At 52.2% G+C, this 20349-nt stretch carries 19 protein-coding genes; 9 read left to right on the forward strand and 10 right to left on the reverse strand.

The annotated features are described in order from the left end of the window. Positions 1-34 precede the first annotated feature (34 nt). Genes BGL48_RS04795 through BGL48_RS04805 form a run of 3 tightly spaced genes read right to left on the reverse strand, consistent with a single transcriptional unit; the run spans position 35 to position 6725 of the window. Positions 35-2665 carry a glycosyl hydrolase family 18 protein gene (locus BGL48_RS04795; RefSeq protein WP_069361592.1) on the reverse strand — a complete coding sequence of 877 codons (2631 nt, stop codon included), beginning with the start codon at positions 2663-2665 and terminating at the stop codon, positions 35-37. Between the two features lie 9 nt (positions 2666-2674). Further along, positions 2675-3847, reverse strand: coding sequence for a lytic polysaccharide monooxygenase (locus BGL48_RS04800; RefSeq protein ID WP_069361593.1), 1173 nt, complete (start codon positions 3845-3847; stop codon positions 2675-2677). Positions 3848-3899: 52 nt separating this feature from the next. Continuing rightward, positions 3900-6725, reverse strand: a complete 2826-nt coding sequence (locus BGL48_RS04805) for a glycosyl hydrolase family 18 protein (protein ID WP_069361594.1) — start codon at positions 6723-6725, stop codon at positions 3900-3902. A gap of 609 nt (positions 6726-7334) precedes the next feature. On the opposite strand from BGL48_RS04805, the gene rpsF reads away from it, so the two are divergent. The 4 genes from rpsF to rplI are packed head-to-tail and all read left to right on the forward strand — an operon-like array spanning position 7335 to position 8800. Continuing rightward, on the forward strand, positions 7335-7763 hold the full coding sequence (gene rpsF, locus BGL48_RS04810; protein WP_069361595.1) for a 30S ribosomal protein S6: 429 nt from the start codon (positions 7335-7337) through the stop codon (positions 7761-7763). A gap of 8 nt (positions 7764-7771) precedes the next feature. Further along, positions 7772-8074, forward strand: coding sequence for a primosomal replication protein N (gene priB, locus BGL48_RS04815; RefSeq protein WP_069361596.1), 303 nt, complete (start codon positions 7772-7774; stop codon positions 8072-8074). Positions 8075-8090: 16 nt separating this feature from the next. Then, positions 8091-8318, forward strand: a complete 228-nt coding sequence (rpsR, locus tag BGL48_RS04820; protein ID WP_021023493.1) for a 30S ribosomal protein S18 — start codon at positions 8091-8093, stop codon at positions 8316-8318. 32 nt (positions 8319-8350) lie between these two features. Further along, positions 8351-8800 carry a 50S ribosomal protein L9 gene (gene rplI / locus BGL48_RS04825; RefSeq protein ID WP_046074368.1) on the forward strand — a complete coding sequence of 150 codons (450 nt, stop codon included), beginning with the start codon at positions 8351-8353 and terminating at the stop codon, positions 8798-8800. A 56-nt stretch (positions 8801-8856) separates the two neighbouring features. Here the strand turns inward: rplI and BGL48_RS04830 are convergent, their stop codons facing one another. After that, positions 8857-9603 carry a DUF481 domain-containing protein gene (locus tag BGL48_RS04830; protein WP_069361597.1) on the reverse strand — a complete coding sequence of 249 codons (747 nt, stop codon included), beginning with the start codon at positions 9601-9603 and terminating at the stop codon, positions 8857-8859. A gap of 177 nt (positions 9604-9780) precedes the next feature. Here BGL48_RS04830 and BGL48_RS04835 point away from each other — a divergent pair, with 177 nt between their 5' ends. Beyond that, positions 9781-11172, forward strand: a complete 1392-nt coding sequence (locus BGL48_RS04835) for a replicative DNA helicase (protein WP_046074366.1) — start codon at positions 9781-9783, stop codon at positions 11170-11172. Next, entirely contained in the window at positions 11162-12292 is a 1131-nt protein-coding gene (alr, locus tag BGL48_RS04840; protein ID WP_255377324.1) for an alanine racemase, read from the forward strand. The genes BGL48_RS04835 and alr overlap by 11 nt, the downstream gene beginning before the upstream one ends. A 40-nt stretch (positions 12293-12332) precedes the next feature. Here the strand turns inward: alr and BGL48_RS04845 are convergent, their stop codons facing one another. Beyond that, positions 12333-12767 carry a secondary thiamine-phosphate synthase enzyme YjbQ gene (locus BGL48_RS04845; protein WP_069361598.1) on the reverse strand — a complete coding sequence of 145 codons (435 nt, stop codon included), beginning with the start codon at positions 12765-12767 and terminating at the stop codon, positions 12333-12335. 229 nt (positions 12768-12996) lie between these two features. Between BGL48_RS04845 and pgi the strand changes: the two genes are divergently transcribed. Then, complete coding sequence (pgi, locus tag BGL48_RS04850; RefSeq protein WP_069361599.1) at positions 12997-14652, forward strand: glucose-6-phosphate isomerase; 1656 nt, start codon at positions 12997-12999, stop codon at positions 14650-14652. 89 nt (positions 14653-14741) lie between these two features. On the opposite strand, the gene BGL48_RS04855 is transcribed toward pgi, so the two are convergent. Beyond that, entirely contained in the window at positions 14742-15206 is a 465-nt protein-coding gene (locus BGL48_RS04855) for a chemotaxis protein CheX (RefSeq protein ID WP_046074362.1), read from the reverse strand. Between the two features lie 29 nt (positions 15207-15235). Next, positions 15236-15679, reverse strand: coding sequence for a zinc uptake transcriptional repressor Zur (gene zur / locus BGL48_RS04860; protein WP_069361600.1), 444 nt, complete (start codon positions 15677-15679; stop codon positions 15236-15238). Between the two features lie 282 nt (positions 15680-15961). Between zur and azu the strand changes: the two genes are divergently transcribed. Together azu and BGL48_RS04870 are read left to right on the forward strand one after the other, a co-directional pair. Continuing rightward, complete coding sequence (gene azu / locus BGL48_RS04865) at positions 15962-16408, forward strand: azurin (RefSeq protein WP_021023502.1); 447 nt, start codon at positions 15962-15964, stop codon at positions 16406-16408. A 118-nt stretch (positions 16409-16526) separates the two neighbouring features. Then, complete coding sequence (locus BGL48_RS04870) at positions 16527-17459, forward strand: glycosyl transferase family 90 (protein WP_069361601.1); 933 nt, start codon at positions 16527-16529, stop codon at positions 17457-17459. Positions 17460-18397: 938 nt separating this feature from the next. Here the strand turns inward: BGL48_RS04870 and BGL48_RS04875 are convergent. Genes BGL48_RS04875 through BGL48_RS04885 form a run of 3 tightly spaced genes read right to left on the reverse strand, consistent with a single transcriptional unit; the run spans position 18398 to position 20348 of the window. Next, positions 18398-19129: a hypothetical protein gene (locus BGL48_RS04875; protein ID WP_069361602.1), complete on the reverse strand. Its 732-nt coding sequence runs from the start codon at positions 19127-19129 to the stop codon at positions 18398-18400. Next, positions 19120-19806 carry a hypothetical protein gene (locus BGL48_RS04880; RefSeq protein ID WP_069361603.1) on the reverse strand — a complete coding sequence of 229 codons (687 nt, stop codon included), beginning with the start codon at positions 19804-19806 and terminating at the stop codon, positions 19120-19122. Before BGL48_RS04880 ends, BGL48_RS04875 begins: the two co-directional genes overlap by 10 nt. Beyond that, positions 19803-20348 (reverse strand): adenine glycosylase, encoded by a 546-nt coding sequence (locus tag BGL48_RS04885; RefSeq protein WP_069361604.1) that lies wholly within the window; start codon positions 20346-20348, stop codon positions 19803-19805. The genes BGL48_RS04880 and BGL48_RS04885 overlap by 4 nt, the downstream gene beginning before the upstream one ends. Position 20349 lies beyond the last annotated feature (1 nt).

Genomic DNA, 20349 nt, shown 5'->3' on the forward strand with positions numbered 1-20349 from the left:
GGGGCGTTTTGTCATTTTGGGAAGTGAAAAACCATTACAGTAATTGCCAGACCGCGGCGCTGCCTGGCTTTTCGCCTCGGGTCCACCACTTGGCTTGGTAGCGTTGGTTGTTGTATTCAACCTCATCGCCGCCGGAATAAGCGACGTTTGCTTGCCATTCACTGCTTTGGTTGGATTGGCTATCCCCGACGCGCTCCCATGGCCCGCCTTGGTCTGGGCGCTGACCCTTGGTCCACCACTTGGCACGATACTCAACCCCTTGATACAGGACGCGATCGCCGCCCACATACACGGTATTTTCATCCCACGTTGGCAAGCCACTGGCCGGCGTCACGGTGACCGTGAATTGTGCTTGCGTGGTGTTGTCGTCATCGCTGACCTCGACCGTGACCACATAGTCGCGACTCTCCGTCACTGTGGGCGCGGTTAGCGATACCTGATCACCGGTGCCAGAAGCGGCCAGATCGCCGGATGCACGGTAGGTGTAGCTGAGTGTATCGCCATCTGGGTCGTTCGCCTCAACCGTCACGCGGGTTTGCTCACCGCTTTTCAGGCTAACTGGGGCGATAGGTGTCACGGTAGGGGCTTGGTTTTCACCCGGTACCACCACCTCGATAGTCGCATTGGCCTCGGCATTGGCTTGGCCATCCGATACCGTCACCGACAGAGAATAGTCGGTGCTGGTGCTCACATCGGGGGCGGTCACTGTGACCGAATCCGTGTCGCTATTGGTCAGCGCCAACGCCGCATCGCCTTGCCAGCGATAGGTCAGGGCATCGCCATCCCGATCGCGCCCATTGGCAGCAATGGTTAACGACGCTCCGGGCGCCAGCGTATAGCTTTGCTGCGCAAGGGTGACGGTAGGAGCATTATTGACGGGTGGTTGACCATCCTGTGCTAATCCCTCGTGCATCGCATTGAGGATATCGCCATTGTCGGCATCGATTTCCCAAGCAAACAAACCGGCGAAGTTATGATTACGCACATACTGGCCTTTGGCTTTGACCGAGCGTGGGTTGTCGTAAGTGACTAGCTTGCCGTTATCTGGGTTCCAAACGTAGGCCGCTTCAGCTTGCTCATCATAACCGGGTTGGAAGCCATTGATACCGTTCCCCGCGCTGCCGAGCATTGATTTAACGACGCCTTTATAGTCAATCACGCCCGCTTCCCAAATACCATCAGCGGTGCTGCCTTTGATGGGGCCGTTACCGGGGGCGGTCATTGGGTTGCTAGGATCGGTCGCATTGGCAGGGAAAACGCCTTCCCAGCCACGGCCGTACATCGCAGTACCGATCACCATTTTCTCCGGTGGCACGCCGCTTTCGAGCAGTAATTGCACGCCATTATCGAGCGTGTAGGCAGGGCCTTTACGGGGCTCGCCGTTGTCATCGACGCCAGTACCATCACATTCATCTGCGCTCATATGGCTGCCGCAGTAAATCGCGGTTTGGTGACCGGTGACATTGTTCCACGCGCCGAAAAAGTCGTAGGTCATGGCAAAGATGTAATCCATGTACGGCGCGCTGGCGCTGTAATCGACATTGGCGATTTTGTCATAACCGGCCCCGACGGCCGAGGTGAGTTGGTACTCACGGCCCGTGTCGGCTTCGAGCTCATCCAACATCGCGCGCAGCTCACGCATTAAGGCCGCGTAGGCTTGGCTATCTTTATCTGGGTCACCTAAATCAGGGTTGGCACCGCCACCGCCTGGATATTCCCAGTCAATGTCGACCCCATCGTAGAATTTCCAGGTTTGCAGGAACTCTTTCATTGAGGCAACAAAGACATCACGGTTGGCCTTGTCGGTGAAATCATAGAAGGGGTCGGATAGGGTCCAGCCACCCACCGAAGGGAGAATTTTCAGATCCGGGTAGCGCTGTTTGAGCGCCATCATTTGCGCGTAGGTGCCACCAATCGGATCTTTAGCTGGCGTGCCGGGCAGTTTTTTCTGAATCGCCGCCCAAGGGTCATGGATCGCCACTTCATAGTCTTTTGAGCCTTGGCAGGCAAGCTCCAGCGCGCGCAAGCTGTTGCCATTTTCGATGTCGCCCAATGACTCATTGGGGCCACAAATGGGGATAAAGCCATACAAGATGTGGGTGAGATTCCCCGCGGGCACCTGACTGACATCGAAGTTACGACCATAAATGCCCCATTCGACAAAGTATGCCCCCACCACGGTATCAGGTTGTTTGGGGTAGTCGTTGTTGTTGGGGTCGACATTCATCGGCAGTGGGTCAAGATGCACACCGTCGGTGTCTGCGATCACGATGGGTTTGGCGGCACTGGTCGCACACTGGCCATCCACGCCGCCTTCACACAAGGCGAGTTTAAGTTGATGGCGGCCGCCTTTGTCATAAGGGAATGTAACTGTGCCAGACTTGGTGCCTGCCGGTAAGGTGCCTTGATTGACGACCTGATCGTCAAAGTACACCTTGTAGCTGTCACCGCCATCACCGGACCAGGCATTCCATTTAATTTCAATTTGGACTTCATCCACGCGTTGCACCAGATCTTTGTACGATCCGCGGCCATATTCGTCGACTTCAACAAAAGAATAGTTTTGTGGCTTCCAGTCCAAACTTGGGGTTGAGGGGGCCGCCACGGCGTGGCTGGCACCCAGTGCCCCAGCAATCGCCAGAGAGAGTAGGGTCATTGGCTTCATGTTTGCTCCTTATTGTGTCACGCGTTGCCAAACAAGGGCAGCGCCGGGTTGCTCGTTGCGTGTCCACCATTTGGCTTGGTAGATGTTGTCGCCGTAGCGCACGCGATCCTTGGCCACATAGACCTCAGAAGCGCGCCACGCGGGCAGGTTGCTGGTGGGTTCGTCGGTAGCCGGGATCACCGACAGATTGAAGCTATAGCTATCGTGGTGGCTAAAGACTTGGTTTTGCACCACGTCATCGGCATTAAACTGGATCTCGCCGTGACGCATCACCCCGATACGCAAGGGCTCGTTAGCTTGTTGTTCGATAAGATTGGCCAGCGCTTGTGGCCAATTAGCTACATTTTGGTCGGTCAGGGTGAGTGTGACATCCACCACTTCTTGGCCTTGGCGATTGTGCAAGCGGGCACGCACGCGATCGCCTAATGCTGCCATTTGTGGATGCGCGACAAAGTAGCCCAGCTCGTGCCACTGGGCTGGCGCTGTCTGACTAGGGGTGATGGTGATGTCGGCACAGTTGTAGAAGCCTTCACCGGCCGGATCAATGCGTTGCCAACGGCTATAGAGAATGGCATCACCTTGGCGATCGGCGGGTAAGGTCACGGTCATCTCGTAATAACGGTTACCGTCATCGCCGACCACAATGGGCAGATCGCCAAAGGTGTCGATCTTTTCGAGATTATCCCACGTCAGCGCATCGGTCGCGCCGTTGTAATCTGGCTTGGTTAGATAAATTTCCCAGTAACTTGGGTTGTGAGGTGTGGTGGCGCGAAAGCGCACGTCAATTTGACCATTGCCATCTGGGGTGACCTCGGTGCGTTGCCAGTCCGGTGAGGGCAAACTGATCCCGGCTTTATTGGGATCGCCGGCGCCACATAAGTTGCCATCGGTAACGGCTGCTTTCACGGCATTCATATTGCGATAATCCGCCACCAATTGCGCCGATTCATGGTGTTGCACAAACGGGTAGTGCCCCGATTCTAAGAACGCCGCGCGACAGGCGGCGTTAGGGATACCTGACCCATCTGAAGGCCACCAATAACCCCCTTGCTCATGGCAAATCGCCTGGCGCGCTTTGGGGCTTTCTAAATAGCCATGTGCCATCACCTGTGTACTGCTTGCCGCCAATGCAAGGGCGATGGCGGTACGGCAGGAAAGTTGAGTAAACGAAGACTTGAACATAACGACTCCTTAACGGGGGCACTTAGCCCCCGTATTCAAGACCAGAAATGGATTAGAGGCTGCAGACTTGGCGCCAAGCTTGACCACCGGGGGCCGCTTGGGTCCACCACTTGGCTTCCCACACCGCCTCTTGGTAGATAAGTTGGTCGCCACCGCTGGCATGATTGCTCCCGTTAGGCCAGTTGGGGTAGGTACTCAGGCTGGCGACATCGACGCCGGGACACTGAGACTCTCCGCCACTTTGGCCGGTACTACCGGGGAGCGCAGGCGGAAGGCTTGGATACTCCTGCTTTACCGCATAGCGCTGGCCATCTTTTTCGATGGTGATATTGGTCGGGTTAGTGATCGGCATGTAGTACATCACCTGAGCGTCCAAGGTTTCACCCGGCTTAAAGCTTTGCTCAATGCCACCCCATTCGTTAATCAAGGTGATGGCAAAGCGATGAAGCGTGGTATCAAACCCGCCGATGTTGTTACCACTGGCGTTGCTGCTATCACGCACGACTTCCATGCGCAGCTTTTTCTGAGCGTTCCAGTCAGATTTAAAAATGGCCGACGTAGACACTGGCACATCAAAGCTGATGGTGGCGCCCGATAAGTCCAGATCCGAGTGGTTGGTAAAGCGGAACGTCGGGCGGATAGGGTAGTTGTCATCGCCCACTGGGAAGTTCAGCGCGTCAAACGTGACATCCACTTGCTCGCTTGGCACTTGGAAGTTGGCATCGCCGCGTTGCAGTGAGTAGTCGCTGCCGGATTGCTTAAAGGTTTGGTATGCCAGCGAGGTCAGGGTGTCACCCATAAAATAGGCTTGACGCTGATCATCATAGCGATAATCCCCCGCCAGCTCCCAGAACATCACCCCGCCTAGGCCTTTGTTGATTACGTAGTCCACTTTCTCGGCCATCGAGGTTTCGTCTTCCATCGACAGGAATACGCGTTTTTCCTCGTTCCAAACCCATGGCGCTTTGGCGATGTCATCGTAGTAACGCTGATAACTACCAGTAAGGCGATCAGTGGGGTCTTGCTCAGGGTCAAGTCCGTATTCCGCCGCATAGGCCGGGAGTTTGCCATCGAGCAAGTTTTTCACATGCCATAAAGGGTTGGAGCCAGCAGGCACTTCGTTGCCGAGCTCGTCCACATCATGCCAAAGGTTATCAATGCCGACTGCACCGTTGCCGCATTTGTTTTTCTCACCGACACCAGTGCCGGCTGGACACTCACTTTGGTTTGGCAATGGCGCGCGTCCCCAAAGGCCTTTATCGCCGCCTTGTACGTCTTTAAAGCCGCGGGTGTAATACGGGATACCGATATTGATGCGGCCGGGTGACATACCGCCCATAAAGTAGGTGGCTGCCCAGTCGGTATTTAAATAGCCAATCCCCTCAAATTCAGGGGTTTGGTAGACATTCCACTGTTTAAGTTCGGAATCCTCTCCGGTGTCATACAGCGGCGCTTGATGGCCAACATGATCGTTCCATGCCCCGTGCAGGTCATAGCTCATGATGTTGACGTAATCTAAGTATTGGGTGGTTTGGAAGGTTTCCATCCCGCGCAATAAGTAACCCGATGACGGTGCGGCGATGGTCAGCATATAGTGCTTGCCATCTTGTGCACTGGCTTTATCGAGCGCTTCACGCAGCGACTTCATCAGCACTTGATAGGATTTATTCAAGTGCGCGCGACGTGGGTTGGAGTACTCGAAATCGTCAGGGTGGCCAGAGTCTTTCATCGACGATGGGTATTCATAATCAATGTCCAAACCATCAAAGCCATACTGACGCAAGAAGGCGACGGCACTGTCGGTGAAAGCCTTGATGCCGGCTTGGTTGACGCTGCCATCGGCATTGGTGGTCATGGTATAGAAACCGCCACTGTCGATGCGCTCGCCGTTTTCACCGAAGTAGCCCCCGGTTTCGGCCCAGCCGCCCACGGAGATCAGCGTTTTCACGTCGGGATGCTGCTTTTTATACTTGTTGAGCAAGTTAAAGTGGCCTTTGTACGGCAGGGTTGGATCCATCTCTGCGCCGGCCACGCCTGGCCAAGTCATCTGGGTCGCGGGGTTATCGGGGGCATTAGGATCGCCGATAGACAGTTGGTTGTCCGCGTTGACGTGAGCAAAGGCGTAGTTAATGTGGGTGATCTTTTCCCAAGGAATATCGCTGACTAAATAAGCGGGCTGGCCGTTAGCGCCGTTTCGCCAGCTAGTGAAATAGCCGATAACACGACGAGGGTGATCAGCGCCCATGTCTTCAAGGCCGTTTTCGTCATACACAGAGCAATACGGCACCTCGACATCTGGGGTTGTGTATAAACCCGCCGGGCGACAGGCATACTCATCGCCGCCGGTTGGGTCATCACCCACCACCTGTTGCAATGTTTGGGTGTCGGTGGCGCCTTTGTCGTCGGTCACGGTGAGGGTAAAGGTAAAACGCCCCGTTTGTTCAGCTTTCCAGTCAATGGTGGTCGCTTCTGCACCTTCATATAAGACGGTGTCGCCTTGGGAGAGCGCAAATGAGGTCACCGTGCCATCCGTGTCGCTTCCGGCGAGGGTGAAGGTGAGTGTGTCGCTAACCTCAACGGGCCCAGACGGTGACACGGTTAAGGTTGCGTTAGGGGCTTGGTTAACGCTGCCCGCGCACTGGCCGAGGATTTTCCATGCTTTCCACTCGCCAGATTGAGTCGCAGGATCGGCTTGCGTCCACCACCTTGCCTCATAGGCGGTATTGTCTGCTTTGACTTGATCCCCTGAGGTATAGGTATTTCCGTCCTGCCAAGCGGGCAATGGCTGGCAATCAACCGCAGCGTACACGCTGGGGCTACTTAATGCGAGCCCCGCCAAGCCTAGCGCGACGGCACGCGATGGCGTCATTAGTTTCATATTTTGCTCCCAAAATTTTTGAAGCGAATTTCATCAATGCAGTCAGTGCTTGATGCGTTCTTCCCTACGCTTTTTGCAGTAAAAAACCGACTTATAGGTCTATCCTAGGCAATGAAATCGTTATATTGGGCAATGTTTGCCAAGAAATGGAGGCGAGGATGCAATAATTTGAGCGCGGGTTCAGAAATTAATTATCGGTAAAAAATAAGTACATCAATAGCGTGATGTTGGTGGGAAATTGAACAAACTTGACAGTTTGCAGGCTTGATTTCTTGATTTTTTTGCGATTAGTCATGTTTTTTCGGCCGATATCACGGAGAATGTTATCAGTAGGTTGTTGTTTTAAGCGAATTAAGTGGCCTGCATATTCTATGTTTTAAAGGGTGAGGGTAAGGAGCGTGTTACGATAAAAACGCAGCGAGGGCCTTGTGACGTTGTGGTGACACGGTGACAGAAAGATTGGCAGATAAAGAGAAAATCTGTTTGCTTATACCGCTGCAATTCTGTACTATCTCGCGCCTGATTCTCGGTCTTTTACTTTTCGTTCCTTGCTTCCGCTGGACGACCGAGCCAATTGTGGAAGCTGATTAATCCGTAAGGAGCAACTCAATGCGTCATTACGAAATCGTATTCATGGTGCACCCTGATCAGAGCGAGCAAGTTGCTGGCATGATCGAGCGTTACACTGCGTCTATCAAAGATGCAGGCGGTCAGATTCACCGTCTAGAAGACTGGGGCCGTCGTCAACTGGCTTACCCAATCAACAAACTGCACAAAGCACACTATGTTCTGATGAACGTAGAAGCTGAGCAGGCTGTGATTGACGAGCTGGAAAGCATGTTCCGCTTCAACGACGCGGTGATCCGTAACATGATCATGCGTACCAAAGACGCTATCACTGAGCCATCTGTGATGATGAAGGCTAAAGAAGAGCGTACCGCTAAGCGTGAAGATCGCCCTGAGCGCGAAGAGCGTGCAGAAGCGAAACCAGAAGCAAAAGCTGAAGCGCAAGCTGAAGGCGAAAACGCAGCTGAGTAATTGCTGTGATGACCAATCGGTTGGAGCTTGCTGGTGTTATCAGTAAAGGTCCGGTCCGTCGCCAAAGCCCCGCTGGAATTCCGCACTGTCACTTTGTGCTAGAGCATCGTTCCACGCAGGTTGAAGCTGACCTACCTCGACAAGTGTTTTGTCGCTTATCAGTGGTAGCCAGCGGGCAAGTGTCAACACAACAAACGCAACATTTAGCTTTAGGCAGCCATATCAAGGTAAGCGGGTTTCTCGCCTACCAAACCAGCCGACAAGGCGAGGGAAAATTGGTATTGCACGCCGACAACATCATAGACATTTAGATCAGGAGATAAGCCCATGGCACGTTTCTTCCGTCGTCGTAAATTCTGCCGTTTCACTGCAGAAGGCGTTACAGAGATCGACTACAAAGATGTAGCGACTCTAAAAAACTACATTACCGAATCAGGTAAAATCGTACCTAGCCGTATCACTGGTACTCGTGCTAAGTATCAGCGTCAACTGGCTCGTGCTATCAAGCGCGCTCGTTACCTGGCCCTGCTGCCGTACACTGACAAGCATCAGTAATCGGAACTGTCCAAGTTAGAGAGGATTGAAGAATGCAAGTTATTCTACTTGATAAAATCGGTAACCTGGGTGGCCTAGGTGATCAGGTAACTGTTAAATCTGGTTATGCGCGTAACTTCCTTATCCCTCAGGGTAAAGCAGTTATGGCAACCAAAGCCAACATCGAACATTTTGAAGCACGTCGTGCTGAGCTAGAAGCAAAAGTTGCTGAGCAACTGGCCGCTGCTCAAGCGCGTGCAGAGAAAGTTGAAGCACTAGAAGCGGTTGAAATCGCTTCTAAAGCGGGTGATGAAGGTAAACTGTTTGGTTCTATCGGTACCCGTGACATCGCTGATGCTGTGACTGCAGCCGGCGTTGAAATTGCGAAAAACGAAGTTCGTCTACCAGAGGGCGCACTGCGTCACACTGGCGAGTACGAAATCAGCGTACAGCTGCACTATGACGTGTTCGCAACGGTAAAAGTAAACGTTGTTGCTGCGTAATTGCGCATCAATACGTTGATAAAAGACCAGCCTTCGGGCTGGTTTTTTTTCGTCTTTTATAGCCACTGATAACGAAGACCGAGTGTGAGCACGCTATCGTGATTTTTGAGTCCTGGTGGTACATCCGTCATATAATTGTGTTTGCTGGTTATTTTTATCGAAAGCTTCTCAGTAATGGTGGAAGCCAGAGTGACGGCGCCTTCCACGCTGGTATTACTGGCACCTGATATCACTATGCTTCTCCCCTCTAAGCGAACACTGTCGACCAGTTGCCACTCTCCTTTGGCTTGTGCACGAATCACCGGCTCGCGAACCGAGTAAGGCATGATGAGATCGTCATCGTCGATTTCATCAAGGTTGGGGCGCTGGTAGCGATACCCTGGCCCCACTTCTGTGCTCAGTGAGAGTGTGTCACTTTGCCACCATTGATGACCGAGTCCTGTCGCTAGCATAAAATCATCGAAATAAGGACCGTAGCGATCTGCGACATAGGTAGCGTTGAGTAAAACATAGCTGCGTGCGCTAATACCGCGGTTTGCTTGGGTTTCTAACTCGGTTTTACGTTTATCTTCTTCTCCATCTTTTTCCACTTGTAGCACGCTCGCGCTGGCTTGATAACGTGTTTGTTCGCCATCATATTGACCATTGACTTCCCCGTTGACTGTCTGTGAATCGGCATTGCCGCTCAACTGTTGTAGGCCTAAAGACAGCTCGCTTTGCCAAGGCGACGAATCGGCTTCCGCGGCGTGGCTATATGGCATAGACAGTGCGGACATCAGAAGAAAAAGAGACGGCGTTTTCATTATGAATCACCTATTGACAATATCGCGCCTTATCCTAGGTGCATGGGCGCCATAAGCGGTCAAATTTCCGTTAAAATCGCGGCGACTTCTTCAGCGTTGGGAAAAAAATGCTGCGTGGGGCAGCGTCTTGCGAGGACAGCGGGTATAATGACCTCCAGTAGCAATAGGTGAGTTTTTATGGCAGACAATCGTAAACCCGCAAAAGATCAGCAAGTCGCTAACCTTAAAGTGCCCCCGCATTCCATCGAAGCCGAGCAGTCTGTGCTGGGTGGCTTGATGTTGGATAACGAGCGCTGGGATGCGGTTGCGGAAAAAGTGGTTGGCCATGACTTTTACAGCCGCCCGCATCGATTGATTTATGAGTCTACCAAGTCGTTGCTCGATGAAGGCAAGCCGCTGGATTTAATCACCCTGTCTGAGCATTTAGAAAAAGGCGGACATTTGGATGATGTGGGCGGGTTTGCCTATCTCGCAGAGTTGGCGAAAAACACCCCAAGTGCAGCGAATATCGTCGCTTATGCGGATATTGTTCGTGAACGGGCTATGGTGCGTAATTTGATTGGGGTGGCGAATGAAATTGCGGACGCCGGTTATGATACCCAAGGTCGCACATCAGAAGATCTGCTCGATATGGCAGAGAGTAAGGTGTTTGCCATTGCTGAGTCGCGCACCAGCGAGACAGAAGGGCCGCAACATATCGACTCGGTGCTCAGTAAAACCCTTGAACGTATCGAAGAGCTTTTTAAAACCCCACAAGATGGCGTCACGGGCGTATCGACAGGCTTTACTGATCTGAACAAGAAGACGGCAGGTTTGCAGCCTTCTGATCTGGTGATCGTGGCGGCTCGTCCTTCAATGGGTAAAACCACCTTTGCGATGAACCTGTGTGAAAATGCGGCGATGGATCAAGAAAAGCCGGTACTCATTTTCTCGCTCGAGATGCCAGCGGAACAGCTGATGATGCGTATGTTGGCCTCGCTATCACGGGTTGACCAAACCAAGATCCGTACCGGCCAGCTTGATGATGAAGACTGGGCGCGTATTTCCTCATCGATGGGGATCTTAATGCAGAAAAAGAACATGTACATCGATGATAGCTCCGGCTTGACGCCCACCGATGTGCGCTCGCGAGCGCGCCGCGTTGCCCGTGAACACGGTGGGGTCAGCATGATCATGGTCGACTATCTGCAGCTGATGCGGGTGCCTGGTTTGCAAGAGAACCGAACCCTTGAGATTGCTGAGATTTCTCGCTCGCTCAAAGCGCTCGCCAAAGAGTTGAATGTGCCTGTGGTGGCGCTATCACAGCTTAACCGCTCGTTGGAGCAGCGCGCCGACAAACGCCCGGTAAACTCAGACTTGCGTGAATCAGGCGCGATTGAGCAGGATGCTGACTTGATCATGTTTATTTACCGAGACGAAGTCTATAACCCGGAAAGTGCGATGAAAGGGATTGCAGAAATCCTGATTGGTAAACAGCGTAACGGCCCGATTGGCTCGGTGCGGCTGACGTTCCAAGGCCAGTATTCGCGATTTGATAATTATGCAGGGCCGGCGTTTGATGACGAGTAATCCTTTTATCATGACCAATGCCGCCAAAGCCGTTATCGACCCGGAGGCGATGGTACACAACATCCAGGTGATGCGTCGCCAAGCGCCCAATAGCAAAGTGATGACAGTGGTGAAGTCCGATGGTTATGGCCACGGGTTAGTGTCGGTTGCCACCACACTTGCGCCTTATAGCGATGCCTTTGGGGTGGCACGGATTGAAGAAGCACTGACGTTACGCCAGGCCGGTATACGCTTGCCTATTGTCTTGCTGGAAGGTTTCTATGAAGCCGACGAGCTACCGCTATTGGTTGAACACCAGCTGACCGCCACGGTGCACTGCCATGAGCAAGTTACCATGCTGACCAACGCAGCACTGAGTGAGCCTTTACCCGTATGGTTAAAGGTCGACTCTGGAATGCATCGCTTAGGCTTTGAGCCTGAGCAAGTGCCAGACGCACTCTCTGCCTTGAAAGCGTGTGACAATGTGGCGCCGCAAATTGGCTTTCTCAGCCATTTCGGTTGCGCCGACGAGATGGATAATCCCATTACGCAAGCGCAAATAGATACCTTCACACAAGTGACGGAAGGGCTGCCTGGAGAACGCTCTCTGGCAGCGTCATCGGGGACCTTGTTTTGGCCGCAGAGTCACTTTGATTGGGTGCGTCCCGGTATTTGCCTATACGGCATTTCGTCGCGGATTGAACTGACGGGTGAACAGCTGGGCCTGAAACCGGCGATGCGCTTAACCTCAAGGGTGATGGCCGTTCGCAAGCTAAAAGCCGGTGAACCGGTAGGCTACGGCGCGCGCTGGCGTAGCGAGTGCGACACGCTGATTGGTGTAATAGCCATCGGTTATGGCGATGGCTACCCTCGACTGGCTCCCGATGGCACCCCTGTTTGGTTGAATGGCCGTGAAGTGCCACTCGCCGGGCGGGTATCGATGGATATGATCACTGTTGATCTTGGCCCAGATGCAACCGATAGCGTGGGCGACGAAGCGGTACTGTGGGGGCCTGAGCTACCAGTTGAACGGATTGCACGTCTCGTCGACACCATCGGCTATGAGCTCGTATGCCAAGTAACTGGCCGTGTGCCTCGCCAATACCTGACCATCCCCTCTGATCAGCGGGCGACGGGTTAGGCGGCGTCACCCCTCTCTGAACGCATGTTGGCCAGCGAGATTAGACGTTGGCTTGTGGCGCGCCTTGCAAGGTCACCACCAAGGTACGCGTGCCGCCCTGATCGCGATGCTCGCCCAGATAAATCCCTTGCCACGTACCGAGATTCAATTGACCTTGGCTGATGGGGACAGTGATACTTGCGCCTAATAATGACGCTTTGATGTGCGCTGGCATGTCATCGTCTCCTTCGTCGGTGTGGCGATAATAAGGCGCACGCTCAGGCACTGAGTGGTTAAAGTGCGCTTCCATATCTTGGCGCACGGTTGGGTCGGCGTTTTCATTGAGGGTTAAGCTCGCCGAGGTGTGCTTGATAAACACCTGTACCATACCCACATCAATATCGCTTAGCATAGGAAGTGCGTGAACGATCTCGTCGGTGATTAGGTGAAAGCCGCGCGGCCGGGCACGTAGACGAATCTCAGTTTGATACCACATAAGCAATCCTTGTTGTGATCTTTATTGTATGCAGTTGGCTCAAAGGCGATCCAACTATTCTATGATTGATCGCAACCTACTCACAGCGATTGCATGTGAGAATCGAGCCATGATTATGTAATATTACACCAATGACCGCTGCGTACAGCGTGGTGGTGCTGACGTTATACAGGATCCTTGCCTGCTGTGATACCCACAGCAGCACTCACAACGCGATTTGGATGACATGATGCTAAAGACAACGAATCCCACTCAGACCGTGGCGTGGCAATCACTGACCGCCCATTTTGAAGAAGCGCAGGACTATACACTGGCAGATCTGTTTGCTGATAATCCAGAGCGATTTGCCCACTTCTCAACGCAATTCGAAGACAGCATTCTGTTGGATTATTCCAAAAACCTGATCAGTGAAGAGACACTGACTAAGTTATTGGCACTCGCCGACGAAACCGGGGTGGCTGAAGCGATTGAGTCAATGTTTAGCGGTGAGAAAATCAACCGTACAGAAGATCGCGCGGTACTCCACACAGCACTACGGAATCGCAGCAACACGCCTATAATGGTTGACGGCGAAGATGTGATGCCTAAGGTCAACGCGGTATTGGCACAGATGCAGTCTTTCTCCGAGCGCGTGATCAGTGGCGAATGGAAAGGTTATACCGGTAAAGCGATCACCGATATAGTGAATATTGGTATCGGGGGATCAGATTTGGGCCCTTATATGGTGACCGAGGCACTCGCCCCTTATAAGAACCATCTCAACCTGCACTTTGTCTCTAACGTCGATGGCACCCACATGGCCGAGACGTTAAAAGCCCTTAACCCGGAAACCACCTTGTTCTTGGTGGCGTCAAAAACCTTTACCACCCAAGAAACCATGACCAACGCGCACACGGCGCGTGACTGGTTAATGAACGCAGCAGGCGATGAGAGACAGGTGGCGAAGCACTTTGCTGCGCTTTCTACCAACGCAAAGGCGGTGTCTGAATTTGGTATCGATACGGCCAACATGTTCGAATTCTGGGACTGGGTTGGCGGCCGCTATTCACTGTGGTCAGCGATTGGTCTTTCTATCTGCTTGGGCGTAGGTTATGACAACTTTGTCACCTTACTCGATGGCGCGCACCAAATGGATAACCACTTCAAAACCGCACCCATGGCACAAAACATGCCGGTGTTATTGGCGTTGATTGGTATTTGGTACAACAACTTCCACGGGGCGGAATCAGAAGCGATTTTACCGTATGACCAATACATGCACCGTTTTGCCGCGTATTTCCAACAAGGCAATATGGAATCAAACGGTAAGTATGTCGACCGCAACGGTAATCCTGTTGACTACCAAACCGGCCCAATCATCTGGGGTGAACCAGGCACCAATGGTCAGCATGCTTTCTATCAGCTGATTCACCAAGGCACCAAGCTGATCCCATGTGACTTCATTGCCCCTGTGCACAGCCACAATGCGATTGGCGATCATCACGCAAAATTGATGGCGAACTTCTTCGCCCAGACGGAAGCGCTCGCGTTTGGTAAGAGCCGTGAGCAAGTTGAAGCCGAGTTAATGCAAGCGGGCAAATCCGCCGAAGACGTGGCTGCGATTGCGCCATTTAAAGTGTTTGAAGGTAACCGCCCAACCAACTCGATCTTGGTAGAGAAAATGACCCCTTATACACTCGGCGCTTTGATTGCCATGTATGAGCACAAGATCTTCACCCAGGGGGTAATTTGGAATATCTTCAGCTTTGATCAGTGGGGTGTTGAGCTGGGTAAACAGCTGGCGAGTAACATCCTGCCAGAGCTCGGTGATGCGCAACAGGTTGAAAGCCACGATAGCTCGACCAATGGATTGATCAACGCGTTTAAGCAGTGGCGCCAAGCCTAAGCTGAGCTAACCGCGATTGAGAAAGTCAAACGCCGCGATGGTTATCGCGGCGTTTTTATATTTTGTGGCCGTCAGCGACGTACGTCCGCTTAGTGATCGAAACAGATCTCAATAAAGGCAGTGCCGTGCGGGGATTTAAATGGCATGATGATCACTGGACCATCACTTTTGTGGTTGATGGTATGGCCTTTGCCGGATACGACTACAGGGGTCGCCATCTCAAATTCGAAGCCCTTTTCTGACAAAATACGCTTCGCGCCACCTGTCACCATATTGGTGATCTCACCGACCATATCCGTCACTTCTTCATCAATCGACTCGGACCGCTCTCCGAGCATACGCTGCATGATTTCAAGCGCCATATCTTCATCAAAGGTAACGGAAAAGGAGCCCTTAGTCTGTGGGCCGACCATACCAATTAACCCAGAAACGTCCCCTTTGGCGATCTCTGACTTTTTCAAGTGAGGCTTCTCTGGCTGGATTTCCAGCTGTGCCATCGTCTGTAGCACATTGATCAGTGAAGTAAGAAATGGGTTGACGAATTGTGCTTCCATAAAGAATGTCCGTCCTAATCAATTCAGTATTAGTGGGCTAGGCATTGTGCGCAGGTACCATGGGTTTCAATCACGTGATGTTGAACCTTAAACCCCATTGTTTGCGCCTTTTCACGCAACGCCTCAGAAAGCTCCTCAGTGTGACACTCTTCCACGGTGCCGCATTGATCACAGATGAGCAGTTGGGAGCAGTGCCCCTGGTGGCCAAGATGACAACAAGCGATATAGCTATTAGTTGACTCCACCTTATGCACAAACCCCTGCGCTAACAGAAAGTCTAGCGCACGATAAACCGTTGGCGGTTTGGCTTGTGGCTCTGTTTCACGCAACTCATCTAGCAGCTCATAGGCGGTGATCGCGCGTGAATAGTTGGCGATAATCTCGTAAACGCGCGTTCGCTGTGGCGTTAATCGCACGCCGCGTTGTTCACAAAGCTGCTGTGCGTGGTGCAGTAACCCAGTGGTGTTGGTCATAGCGCCTCAAAGTGCTAACAGTCAGTCAGTTATCTTATCATAGCTGTATAACATCGCACCCCACCTATCGTCATCCTATGCGCTTTGCCACAAGTGTAAATAGGTAGTCCAATATCACTTGATCGCGATCAGTCACCCTACAGTAATGATAGAAGTAAAAATAAAAACCAATCAGTCGATTTTTGAATCGGCTAACTGTTTTGCGCTGTTATGTCAGTATGATGACAGCGTGCCACAGGCATTAAAAACATACCTTTACATCCATAATAGGAGTATGTACCGATGAAAAAACTGTTAGCCCTCGCCGCCTTGGCGTTCGCGTCTGTTTCAACGCAAGCGGCTGCCAATGAGTGTGAGTTAACTGTCACCACCGGCGATAAAATGGCCTACGACCAGTCATCGTTGTCCGTACCAGCAAGCTGCAGCGAAGTCACGCTAACACTTGAGCATCAAGGCTCAATGCCTGTGACCTCTATGGGCCACAACTGGGTGCTGTCGGAAACGTCTAACTTGCAAGATATCGCCATGAAAGGCGCCGGTGCAGGGGCAGATAACGACTATCTACCACAAGGCGACGACCGCATCTTGGCACACACTAAGCTGGTTGGCGGCGGCGAAAGCACCACTATCACCTTCTCAACCGATGGGTTGCAAGGCAAAGACTTAACTTATTTCTGCTCTTTCCCCGGCCATTGGACGGTAATGAAAGGCAAATTCACTATCGAATAAGTCTTGTTGCGAGAGAGCAGAGTAACTGGCTCTCTCGCCCATTTCATTTGCTCGTCACCTTGCTCGATTAGGCTTTGCTGTAAACCGACACCCGCCAACGGATTGACGGAGCAAGAGGGTGAAAAAACTCCGCTACTATAGCTATAACTTGGCACTCAATGCGATCCCTAATGATTGGTATCGCTCATGGATGTGCCGGCAACTTTTACCCATTTATCAGCAGCATCAATCCGATATCGACCAGCGCGTCAGCTACTACAACCGTATGGCTGCACCATTTTGCTTGTCCGAGCAATACTGTGATCACCAGACGGGCCGAGTGAGACAAGATCACGGCTCGGTGTATTTTTTCGATATATTGCGGGTAATGCGCTGGTTCCCAAATGGCTTGTTTCTACATTACTTAGGCGGCGATGTGACACAACCACCATTCACGCCAGCATTTGTAAAAAGCCGACCGATTCATGGCGACAATCAAAACGCCGTCCTGCTCAAGCTCAATGCGGTGCGTCACTTCCAATTTATTAATGATCCCGTACCGTTTGGGCAAAAACGCGATAGCGCGGTATGGCGCGGGCGATGCTTCAATGACAAGCGCCGCCAGCTTCTTCAGCGCTTTTACACGCATCCAACCATTGATGTCGGGAATTCACGGCCCGTGGATGATACTGACCAAGCCTACCGAAAAGCCCCGCTGACACCGAAAACGCAGCTACAGCATAAGTTTATTCTCAGTGTGGAAGGGAAAGACGTTGCCACCAATTTAAAATGGATCATGTCATCTAACTCGCTTTGTTTGTCACCACCAATGGAGTATGAAACTTGGTTTATGGAGGGCCGATTGATTCCCGGTGTTCACTATGCCGAGGTTAATGCGGATTTCTCTAACCTAGAGGCAGTTATCGACTATTACCTCACTCATCCAAATGAAGCACAAGCGATCATCAACAATGCTCACCAATGGGTGAATCAATTCCGCGACCGACAAAAAGAGGCGGTGATCAGCTACTTGGTGGCAGAGAAATACTTTCGGCTCTCGCAGCAGTTATAGGTTCACAGGGGCACGCTTCGTTTAAGCCATCATAACGGCTGCCATACTATTAGCTTATGCGTTTCCTCTGCCTCGTGGTCAAGCGGGATGGTTCTGCTTAAATCTTACCGATGCAATGTGTATAATCCGCGTCCGCTTGTCGAAAACGACCGTCGTTCAACGTAATTTGCAGAGATTCGAGACCATGACTACCCCCAGCAAAACCGCCGCCAGCCCTGATATGACGCCAAAAACGGTGATGCAGCGTTTCTCTGTTGCGCCCATGCTCGATTGGTTTTACTGATTAATAAAAACAGTGTGTTATGGTGAAAGGGGTACTCATAGGGAGACTGCAAACCTGCTCTTTTTATCTGGTCTCCCTCGGTATCCCTAAACAGTCCCCCTTAACGCTTTTTGTTTGGACAAACAGCAACTCGCTCAGTGTTGCGATTAATTGAAATTCTGTTTTACCTCCAAACCGCTCTCGACCCCCCGCCAACTCTGACTCTTCTGCCTCTTCTCAAGATCGTTTATTCGCTGCGTTAGATCGTTGCAATTGTGACGAAAAACACGTGCAACCCATACCAATCAATAGTTTGCAAACACTAGCGCGATCTTTTGGGATCCTTGCTTTTGCAATTAACTGAAAATTTTTTCAATTTTTGAAATTTTGGATTAGACGCCAAACCCCAGTATTGGCGGGGTTTGGCGCTATATTTTTGCACTCAGGATTATTGCGAAATTTTTTACCCCGAAAACGTCGCGGGCGGGGAGGAGGAGTGCGGATTCCGTCACGTGGGCGCTCTGTTACGTGAGTTTCGAGCGCGTTTTCTGGCGCGTAGCGGTGTGTTTGTCGGCTTGGTGCGTGATTATGTCTGTGAGTGTACTGCGGTGCTGTGTGGCGTTGTTAGGCGCGTAAAAAAGCGCACCCATCGGTGCGCGGGTGATCCTTTGGCGGGTTATTTGGTGATGGGGTCTAGGCGGTCTTTCAGTTTTGTTGAGTCTTTGCCGTGGCCGGTGAATGTGGCGGCTTGATGTGGCGCGCTAGTTGGTGCACCAGTCTCGGGGCTTCTGTGCGTGTGGCTAGCGCATGTGTTTGATAGGTCGGTGACGACTTGCATTAGCTCGCTGAGTAAACGCAGCACGTTCTCTTGTTCTGAGCCAAACCAGCTTTTGGGGCTGCGGTGGTCTTGTTCTGTTTGCGCGCGTACTTCGCGTAAGTCGCAGTGCAGTTGCGCTAGCTTGTCTGTGATGCTGCGAAAGTTTCCCTGTTGGTCAACAAGGTGGTAAACGCCTTGGCGCTGTTGGTATCGGCTTTCTCCCTCTTTGATGGCTGGCAACTTCCAACCCAGTGGGAGCACGGTGCGAATAAAGGGTTTGTCTGGCTGGCCAAAGATAAAGCCCAGCTCGACGATTGCGCCAATATTGGGCGGCTCTAGTCGGCCTGCATGATCACCAATGCCGGGCACGGGGAGCGGCACTGCTTGCAGCACTGGCTTATCCAGCTCGCGGCCTTTTTCGTCGAGTAGTGCGATATCGGCGGCATAGTGCGGATAGAATCGATCGGACAAATCGCCCTCGCTCGGCAGCTCAGGTAGGGCGACGACTTTACCCCAGCGCGGCACGTGCCATTTGCCTGTCAGTTCAGGGAATAGGCGGTAGATGATGCGCTTTATTGCTTTTACATCCATTCGAGCACCGTTTCTGTTTTGATGTGTTCAACTTTTTGCAAGCGGCGGCCGTTGACGATTGCCCCCGGCTTTACGTGGGGAACGCACGAAAGTTTTGCGGATTTTTTTCCGTTGTGCGGCTGCATGATGCTTTGTGGAATGCTGACTGGTTTGGATGCCCAGTAGCTATCTTGATAGCTGCCTACGTAGATTTGGCCATTGCCTTGTTGCTGCCAGAATAAATCCGGCACGCTGAACGCCTGCTCTATTTCATCCATGATGCGATAGCCGTTGCCAACTGAATAAAAGCAGGGGATGGCGCTTTGGCTGTATGCGCGTTCCGGCACGACGAATTGCAAGCCGGTTTGCTCGGTGACATTGCTCAGCGTTTGCATCAGGGTCGGGTGGCGTATGATCACATCCAGTGGGTGATAGAGCATCGCCGCTAGTTCGCGACAAAAGATGCGTGTGTAGCCCTCAGCTTCTCGTGTTGTGCGCTCGATAAAACCGATAAACGTGCGTTTAACGCTTTCACCCCAGCCGATGTCGATTGCCACAATCGCGTTTTTTTCTGGCTCGGCTTTTACGGTGAGCATCGCGGTACCGGGGCTGTTGTAGTTAAACGTTAGCCGGTGGCTGCTAACGTTTACTTTCTGTTTGCCAATGTATGCTTGGATGACAAAGCGCTGGTTGTTCATGCTAGCGCCTCATCGAGCTTTTTCAGCAAACCCATGAAGCCGGTCAGCTCCACGTCGGTATCCGGCGGCACATCGGCTTGTGCGGTGGCTTCGCCGTTCTCTACCGGTGTCGTCGCGCCATCCACTTTTTGTTGCTGTGCCTTTTTATCGTCTTCGCGCTGCTCTTGGCGTTCGGGCACGCTGTGATGCTCCACCAACTCAAAGCTGATCATCCACTGGCGTTTTTGCGCATCTTCCTGTGCCGTGATTGTGCCTTGAAACTTCACCTCACGGATTTTGACGGTTTTCGCGGTGCGGTTTTGGATGCGATAAATCTTGCGGGCACCTTTATCTTTTGCGCTGGACAACGCGAACAGCTGGCTTAGTGCATTGTGCTCTGCATAGTTCAGGGTGCCTGTCACAGCCAGCACTTTAGCTTTATCGCCTGTTTCGGCTTGGTCTGTTGCTGCTGATTGTCCTGACATATCGTCACCTGCTAGGCGATGCCTAGCGGTGACTTTGAGGTTTTTCAGCTGAATAGGGGTGCCAGATAGTGAGAGCATG

The organism is Salinivibrio sp. SS3 (genome assembly GCF_001722105.1).
Lineage (GTDB): Bacteria > Pseudomonadota > Gammaproteobacteria > Enterobacterales > Vibrionaceae > Salinivibrio > Salinivibrio kushneri.

What these genes read in the sequence shown, in the direction of transcription:
- BGL48_RS04795 (WP_069361592.1), bottom strand. Translation starts at nt 2,665, where the DNA reads ATGAAGCCAATGACCCTACTCTCTCTGGCGATTGCTGGGGCACTGGGT.
- BGL48_RS04800 (WP_069361593.1), bottom strand. Translation starts at nt 3,847, where the DNA reads ATGTTCAAGTCTTCGTTTACTCAACTTTCCTGCCGTACCGCCATCGCC.
- BGL48_RS04805 (WP_069361594.1), bottom strand. Translation starts at nt 6,725, where the DNA reads ATGAAACTAATGACGCCATCGCGTGCCGTCGCGCTAGGCTTGGCGGGG.
- rpsF (WP_069361595.1), top strand. Translation starts at nt 7,335, where the DNA reads ATGCGTCATTACGAAATCGTATTCATGGTGCACCCTGATCAGAGCGAG.
- priB (WP_069361596.1), top strand. Translation starts at nt 7,772, where the DNA reads ATGACCAATCGGTTGGAGCTTGCTGGTGTTATCAGTAAAGGTCCGGTC.
- rpsR (WP_021023493.1), top strand. Translation starts at nt 8,091, where the DNA reads ATGGCACGTTTCTTCCGTCGTCGTAAATTCTGCCGTTTCACTGCAGAA.
- rplI (WP_046074368.1), top strand. Translation starts at nt 8,351, where the DNA reads ATGCAAGTTATTCTACTTGATAAAATCGGTAACCTGGGTGGCCTAGGT.
- BGL48_RS04830 (WP_069361597.1), bottom strand. Translation starts at nt 9,603, where the DNA reads ATGAAAACGCCGTCTCTTTTTCTTCTGATGTCCGCACTGTCTATGCCA.
- BGL48_RS04835 (WP_046074366.1), top strand. Translation starts at nt 9,781, where the DNA reads ATGGCAGACAATCGTAAACCCGCAAAAGATCAGCAAGTCGCTAACCTT.
- alr (WP_255377324.1), top strand. Translation starts at nt 11,162, where the DNA reads ATGACGAGTAATCCTTTTATCATGACCAATGCCGCCAAAGCCGTTATC.
- BGL48_RS04845 (WP_069361598.1), bottom strand. Translation starts at nt 12,767, where the DNA reads ATGTGGTATCAAACTGAGATTCGTCTACGTGCCCGGCCGCGCGGCTTT.
- pgi (WP_069361599.1), top strand. Translation starts at nt 12,997, where the DNA reads ATGCTAAAGACAACGAATCCCACTCAGACCGTGGCGTGGCAATCACTG.
- BGL48_RS04855 (WP_046074362.1), bottom strand. Translation starts at nt 15,206, where the DNA reads ATGGAAGCACAATTCGTCAACCCATTTCTTACTTCACTGATCAATGTG.
- zur (WP_069361600.1), bottom strand. Translation starts at nt 15,679, where the DNA reads ATGACCAACACCACTGGGTTACTGCACCACGCACAGCAGCTTTGTGAA.
- azu (WP_021023502.1), top strand. Translation starts at nt 15,962, where the DNA reads ATGAAAAAACTGTTAGCCCTCGCCGCCTTGGCGTTCGCGTCTGTTTCA.
- BGL48_RS04875 (WP_069361602.1), bottom strand. Translation starts at nt 19,129, where the DNA reads ATGGATGTAAAAGCAATAAAGCGCATCATCTACCGCCTATTCCCTGAA.
- BGL48_RS04880 (WP_069361603.1), bottom strand. Translation starts at nt 19,806, where the DNA reads ATGAACAACCAGCGCTTTGTCATCCAAGCATACATTGGCAAACAGAAA.
- BGL48_RS04885 (WP_069361604.1), bottom strand. Translation starts at nt 20,348, where the DNA reads ATGCTCTCACTATCTGGCACCCCTATTCAGCTGAAAAACCTCAAAGTC.